The organism is Streptomyces racemochromogenes (genome assembly GCF_044129415.1).
Classification (GTDB): Bacteria; Actinomycetota; Actinomycetes; order Streptomycetales; family Streptomycetaceae; genus Streptomyces; species Streptomyces racemochromogenes_A.
The window spans coordinates 1-5,624 of sequence record NZ_JBBDHD010000232.1; the positions used below are offsets into that span (position 1 = coordinate 1).

Here is a 5,624-nt window from a genome sequence, read left to right on the forward strand (position 1 = left end):
AAGGAACCTCATCCACCGGAGTGGACGGGGTATCAACTTCTGGCGTTGATTTTTGGCACGCTGTTGAGTTCTCAAGGAACGGACGCTTCCTTTGTACTCACCCTCTCGGGCTTTCCTCCGGGCTTTCGTTCTTTCTTCGTTTCCGACTCTATCAGATCCTTTCGGGCCTGATTTCCTCGGCGCTTTCCAGGTCGTTCGCTTTCGCGCTTTCCCTTTCCGGCGGTTCCGACTCTATCAGAAGTTTTCCACCGGATTTCCCGGCTTCGACGTTCCGCATGATGAGTCGAGTGCACCCCACACGGAATTCGATTCCCTGCAGAGTGGATGTCGCCGAACCTGTCCGGTTCGAGGCAACCGTTTGACTCTACATCCGGCCCCTGGGGGTGTCAAAACGAGGTGGAGGCGTCGTGGACGCGCCGCAACAGGTCCAGCAGCACCCGCCGTTCCTCCTCGGTCAGCGGCGCCAGGAGCTGCTCGTTCGCCGCCTCCGCGAGGGTGGCGCAGCGCGCGAGGACCGCTTCCCCCTCCGGGGTGACCGTCACCGCGTTCTTGCGACGGTCCGCCGGGTCGGGGGTGCGCAGGACCAGTCCCGCCTCCTGGAGGTGGTTGAGGATCACGACCATGTCCTTCGGGTCCACGGCGAGCCGCCGGCCCAGGTCCGCCTGGGCGAGCGGCCCGTACTCGGCGGTCGCGGCCAGCACCGCGTGCTGCATCAGCTTCAACCCCTCCGGCGCGATCGCATCCGCGACCAGGCCCCGCCCGTGGGCCGCCACCCGCCCGACGAGCCAGCTCGGCAGGGACTGGATGTGCGCGAGGACTGACGGGGAGGGCGAAGCGGAGGAAGAGGACGCAGGGGAGGGCGCGGGAGTGGTCATGCGCCAACCTTAGCCAGAAACCGTTGGACATCCCCACGACTTTCGGCCTACCGTTGGGACTCCCAACGAATACACGTCCTGGATCAGGGGAGGTCCTGTGCTGCGCATCCGCCATGAGGTCAACGGTGGGCCGGAGGCCCTGCTCGTCGAGCAGGTCGACATCCCCGAGGCGGGCCCCGGCGAGCTGGTCGTCCGCGCCGAAGCCATCGGGGTCACCCTGCCCACCGTCCGCAAGGTGCGCGAGGGCAGCGGGCCCGTCACGCTCGGCGGGGAGGTCGCCGGCGTCGTGGTCTCCACCGGGGCCGACGTCCCCGGCTTCGCGGTCGGGGACCGCGTCACCGGGCTCTGCTTCACCCACGCCTACGCCGAGTACGCCGTCCTCACCGCCGCCCTCGCCACCGCCGTCCCCGACGGGGCGACCGCCGTGGAGGCCGTCGCACTGGTGCGCAGCGGGCTCGTGGCGCGCGGGGCGTACGAGGCGGGGCGCGTGCGGCCCGGGGAGTCGGTGCTCGTCACCGCGGCGGCCAGTGCGGTGGGCACCCTCGCCGTCCAGCTCGCGAAGGCGGGCGGGGCGGGGCGCGTCGTCGCGGCCGTCAGCAGTGCCGACAAGGCCGGGTTCGTCCGCGGTCTGGGCGCCGACGAGGTCGTCCTGTACCAGGACGCCGACTGGGGAGCCCCGTACGACGTCGTCCTCGACGGCGTCGGCGGCGACCTGCTCACCCCTGCCGTGAACGCCCTCGCCCTGGGCGGTCGCCTGGTCGCCTTCGGCTCCGGCGGCGGCACGGTGGACGCGTACGAGCTCCTGCTGCGCGGGGCCTCGGTGATCGGCTTCCAGATCCGGACCGTCGCCATGGGCCGGCCCGATCTGTACGCCCGCTGGGAGCGCGAGCTCTGGGAGCAGCGCGCCGCCGGCTCCCTCCGTACGGCCGTCCACGAGGAGATCCCCCTCGCCGAGGCGGCCCGCGCCCACGCCGTCATCGAGCAGCGCCGCAACCTCGGCAAGGTCGTCCTCGTGCCCCGGTAGGTGTGGGGGTACGGGGGAAGTGGCCGGTGTGCGCGGCGAGTCGGTGACACGCGGGGGTGAAGGACCGCGGGCCGCGGAAGCACGACGCCGGCTGGTGCCGGCGGATGACGGAACGGCGTCGGGTGACGCCGCTCCCGGCCCTGCTGCCCTCCTCTGCGCGGGTGCGGCAGCCCCTGCGGGCGGGCTCCCCCGCGCTGACCGCGACGCCACCGCACGGGCGTCAGCCGCGGTCGCGGACGCCTCGACCGCGTCAGCGACCCCGTCCGCGCGCCCTCGGCCCCGTGAACGCAGGGACGGTCGCACCGCTAGGGTGCGTGCCCGTGGACGCTGCTGAACTCGACGGCCGGTTCCGGTCGTACTCCCGCTGCATTCCCCCGAGCCTGGTCTCCCGGCTGTTCGACCTCGGCCATGCCGAGGAGGTCGCGTTCCAGGCCGGCCGCGGCGAGTGGTTCTGTGCGCTGGAGCTGGTGCGGCGGCTCGACGGGCAGGGCCGGCGGGCGGAGGCCTGGGAGGTGATCGCCCCCTACGTGGACACCGGGTGGTGGACGGCGGCCGAGGCCGCGGCCGCGCTGTTGGAGCGATGGGGAAGGGCCGACGAGGCCATCGCCCTGGCCCGCCCCTACGCCGAGCGCGGGGATCGTTTGGCCCTGGCCGCCTTCGCGCGCCTGCTGGCCCGGCACGGCCGGAGCGGTGAGGCGTTCGCCCTGCTCCTCCCGCACCTCGGCGACGGGTTCCTCGCGACCGCCCTGGTCGACGTCGCCGGGGTCGCGGGCCGGGACGAGGAGGCCGCCGCGCTGCTGGCCGCCCGGATCGAGGCGGCACGCCGCGACTCGGACCAGGCGGGCCGGCGGACCGGGCCGGCGCCCACCAACGCCGTGTTCCTGCTGGCCGCGATCCGCGAACGCCAGGGCCGCGTCGAGGAGGCGATCGCCCTCCTGAGCCCGGACGCCGCGGATGCCTCGGCCCACGGCTATCAGGCGCTCGCCGACCTCCTGGCCCGCCAGGGCCGGACCGAGGAGCTGCGCGCGTACGCCGGGAGGCTCGAAAGTGCCGCGGAACGGCTCGCCGAACTACTGGAGCAACGCGGCGACTTGGAGGGAGCCATCGCCGTCTACCGGAACCCGTCTGCTTCGCAGGGCCTACGCCGGTTCGCTGCCGTACGCCTCGCGGGCCTCCTGGAGCGGCACGGCCGCCGGGACGAGGCGATCGGGGTGCTGCGCTCGCTCGCGGACGCACCCCTCGGGGCCGAGGACTGGCTCGTCCGGCGGCTGTGCGCCCTGTACGCGGATCACGGCCGCCCCGAGCAGGGCCTGGCCTACCTCGACGGCCTGAAGTCCCGTACGGGTGGGGAGGAGTGGAGCTTCTTCGAGATGCGCCTGCCGCTGATGGCCGCCTGCGGCCGGCGGGAGGAGGCGATCGAGCTGGTACGGGCCCACCCGGAGGGTGACACCTGGTACGGGGCTTCGGCCCTGGCCCAGCTGCTCGCCGAGGCCGGCCGCTCCGAGGAGGCCGTGGCCCTCCTCGGAGCACTCCCCTCGCGCAGCGCCGCCGACCTCGCCGAGCACCTCGTCAGCCTCGGCCGCGTCAAGGAAGCGGTGGCGGTCCTCCAGGAGGAGCAGGCCTGACCGGCGCCGGTCGGTCACCCGTGTCAGTCACCGCTCAGTGGTTGACGAAGGTCAGACTCGCCGCGTCGTAGCGGGCGCCCGCGATGCCGTCGTGGGGGGCCGCGGCCTCGATGGCCGCCAGGTCCTGCGGGGTCAGTTCGACGGTCAGGGCGGCGAGGTTCTCCTCCAGGTACCTCCGGCGCCGGGTGCCGGGGATCGGTACGACGTCCTCGCCGCGGTGCTGGACCCAGGCCAGGGCGAGCTGGCCGGCCGTGATGCCCTTGGCGGCGGCCAGTTCCTCAAGCCTGGCGACGATCGCCAGGTTCCGGTCGAGGTTGCCGTCGGCGAACCTCGGCTGGGTGCGGCGCACGTCGTTCTCCGCGAGGCCTTCGACCGAGGTGTAGCGGCCGGTCAGGAAGCCGCGTCCGAGCGGGGAGAACGGGACCAGGCCGATGCCGAGTTCGCGGCAGACCTGGGCGACCCCGGATTCCAGGTCCCGCGTCCAGAGGGACCATTCGCTCTGCAGTGCCGCGATCGGGTGGACCGCGTGGGCCCGCCGGATCGTTTCCTCGCCGGCCTCCGACAGGCCGAGGTGGCGGACCTTGCCGGCCTGGACCAGCTCGGCCATGGCGCCGACGGTCTCCTCGATCGGCACCTGCGGGTCGACCCGGTGCTGGTAGTAGAGGTCGATGTGGTCGACCCCGAGCCGGCGCAGCGAGGCCTCGCACGCCTGGCGTACGTAGGCGGCGTCGCCCCGGATGACGATGGGTTCGCCCAGGCGGTTGGCGAAGCCGAACTTCGTGGCGATCACCGCTTCGTCGCGGCGCCCGGCGACTGCCCGGCCGATCAGTTCCTCGTTGTGGCCGGCGCCGTAGAAGTCGGCGGTGTCCAGGAGGGTCACGCCGAGGTCCAGGGCGTGGTTGAGAGTGGCGATGGACTGCGCGTCGTCGGAGTCTCCGTAGCCGTGGCTCATGCCCATGCAGCCCAACCCCTGTGCGGAGACAGCGAGTTCACCCAAGTGCCGGATGCGTGCGTCGATCATTCTGGTGCCTCCCGAGCTCGGAACCGTCTGCCCACGACGCTAGGTCTTGGAGTGCACTCCATGTCAAACGATCAGCGGTCTTCACGAGGCCTTTCCCGGTGGCCCGCACCAGGGTGGGCCCCTCGGCCGTTCGTTCAGGACATCCGGATCGCCCGGTCGATCTCCGCGCCGGTGCGGGCCACGACGACGGGCCACTCGTCCCTGAGGGCGGCAGGCAGAAGGTCGCGGTCCACGTCCCGCTGAATCATGGTTGGTCCACCCGGGACAACGAGCACAGCGTCCAGCCGGCGCAGCAGGACGGCCAAGAGGTCCATGATTCCGTTGCCTCCGAAGTGGTTGAAGGTGATGTTTTCCGGGCTGGAGATGAAAACACCCGCTTCCTCCCTCTCCGCTGTACGCACCTGCAGGAAGTTCGTCCGGGGGTCCCGTGCCACCACATAGGGGGCGAGGACCTCGTGCGCAGTCCTCATGTCCAACGGCGTCGGCTCACCGTTCTCGAACCGGCACACGAAGATGTCGACACTCATGGAGCCATTTCTATCCTCAGGTCGAGGCGTGGTGAAGCGGGCGACTTCCCACCTCAGTTCCCACCGGCCGTGGAAGGGCACCCGGACGGCGCCGCCGGCGCCCAGGCGACCCTCGGGCGAGGCCCACAGCAGGCGGCCGAACGGGTCAGCGAGGACCTGCACGTTCATGCCGTGCTTCTTGTGCTTTCCAGAGCGGAAGGGGCGGCCGGCGGCGGTCCGGTCGATCGCGAGCAGTGTCCCGTCCAGGATTACGAACGCCTTGGGGGACGCGGCCTTGACCGCACTCGCCACTCGCCAGGGCCGGGGCGAGCTCGGCCAGGACCTCGCCGGCCTCGGCGTTGCATCGGCAGGCGGTGGTGGTGCCGACGCCGAAGCCGGCCGCAAGCTGGGCATAGGTGTGTCCGCATCGCAGGCGGGCCAGGGCCTGGCGGCCGGTGGTCAGCCGCCGCGTTGAGAAACGTTCACTGCTTCCCAACGAGCCCGTAAACGCAGAAAAGCCCCGCACCAGAGCTGGTGCGGGGCTTTCCCACAATGATTGTTCGGCGGCGTCCT

At 71.6% G+C, this 5,624-nt stretch carries 4 protein-coding genes and 1 pseudogene; 2 read left to right on the forward strand and 3 right to left on the reverse strand.

Annotated elements, in window-relative coordinates; all coding sequences use genetic code 11:
- Positions 1-386: 386 nt before the first annotated feature.
- Complete coding sequence (locus tag WDV06_RS35965; RefSeq protein WP_395514017.1) at positions 387-875, reverse strand: MarR family winged helix-turn-helix transcriptional regulator; 489 nt, start codon at positions 873-875, stop codon at positions 387-389.
- 97 nt (positions 876-972) lie between these two features.
- Between WDV06_RS35965 and WDV06_RS35970 the strand changes: the two genes are divergently transcribed.
- Positions 973-1,899 carry a quinone oxidoreductase family protein gene (locus tag WDV06_RS35970; RefSeq protein WP_395514018.1) on the forward strand — a complete coding sequence of 309 codons (927 nt, stop codon included), beginning with the start codon at positions 973-975 and terminating at the stop codon, positions 1,897-1,899.
- Positions 1,900-2,219: 320 nt separating this feature from the next.
- Positions 2,220-3,524, forward strand: a complete 1,305-nt coding sequence (locus WDV06_RS35975) for a tetratricopeptide repeat protein (protein ID WP_395514019.1) — start codon at positions 2,220-2,222, stop codon at positions 3,522-3,524.
- Positions 3,525-3,558: 34 nt separating this feature from the next.
- Here the strand turns inward: WDV06_RS35975 and WDV06_RS35980 are convergent, their stop codons facing one another.
- Both WDV06_RS35980 and WDV06_RS35985 read right to left on the reverse strand, forming a co-directional pair.
- Positions 3,559-4,545 carry an aldo/keto reductase gene (locus WDV06_RS35980; protein ID WP_395514020.1) on the reverse strand — a complete coding sequence of 329 codons (987 nt, stop codon included), beginning with the start codon at positions 4,543-4,545 and terminating at the stop codon, positions 3,559-3,561.
- A 584-nt stretch (positions 4,546-5,129) separates the two neighbouring features.
- A pseudogene (locus WDV06_RS35985) lies at positions 5,130-5,520 on the reverse strand (transposase family protein); the annotation flags it as partial.
- Positions 5,521-5,624: the final 104 nt, after the last annotated feature.

Bases quoted from the DNA above. Each gene is read 5' to 3' on its own strand.
- WDV06_RS35980 (WP_395514020.1), bottom strand. From the start codon at position 4,545: ATGATCGACGCACGCATCCGGCACTTGGGTGAACTCGCTGTCTCCGCA.
- WDV06_RS35965 (WP_395514017.1), bottom strand. From the start codon at position 875: ATGACCACTCCCGCGCCCTCCCCTGCGTCCTCTTCCTCCGCTTCGCCC.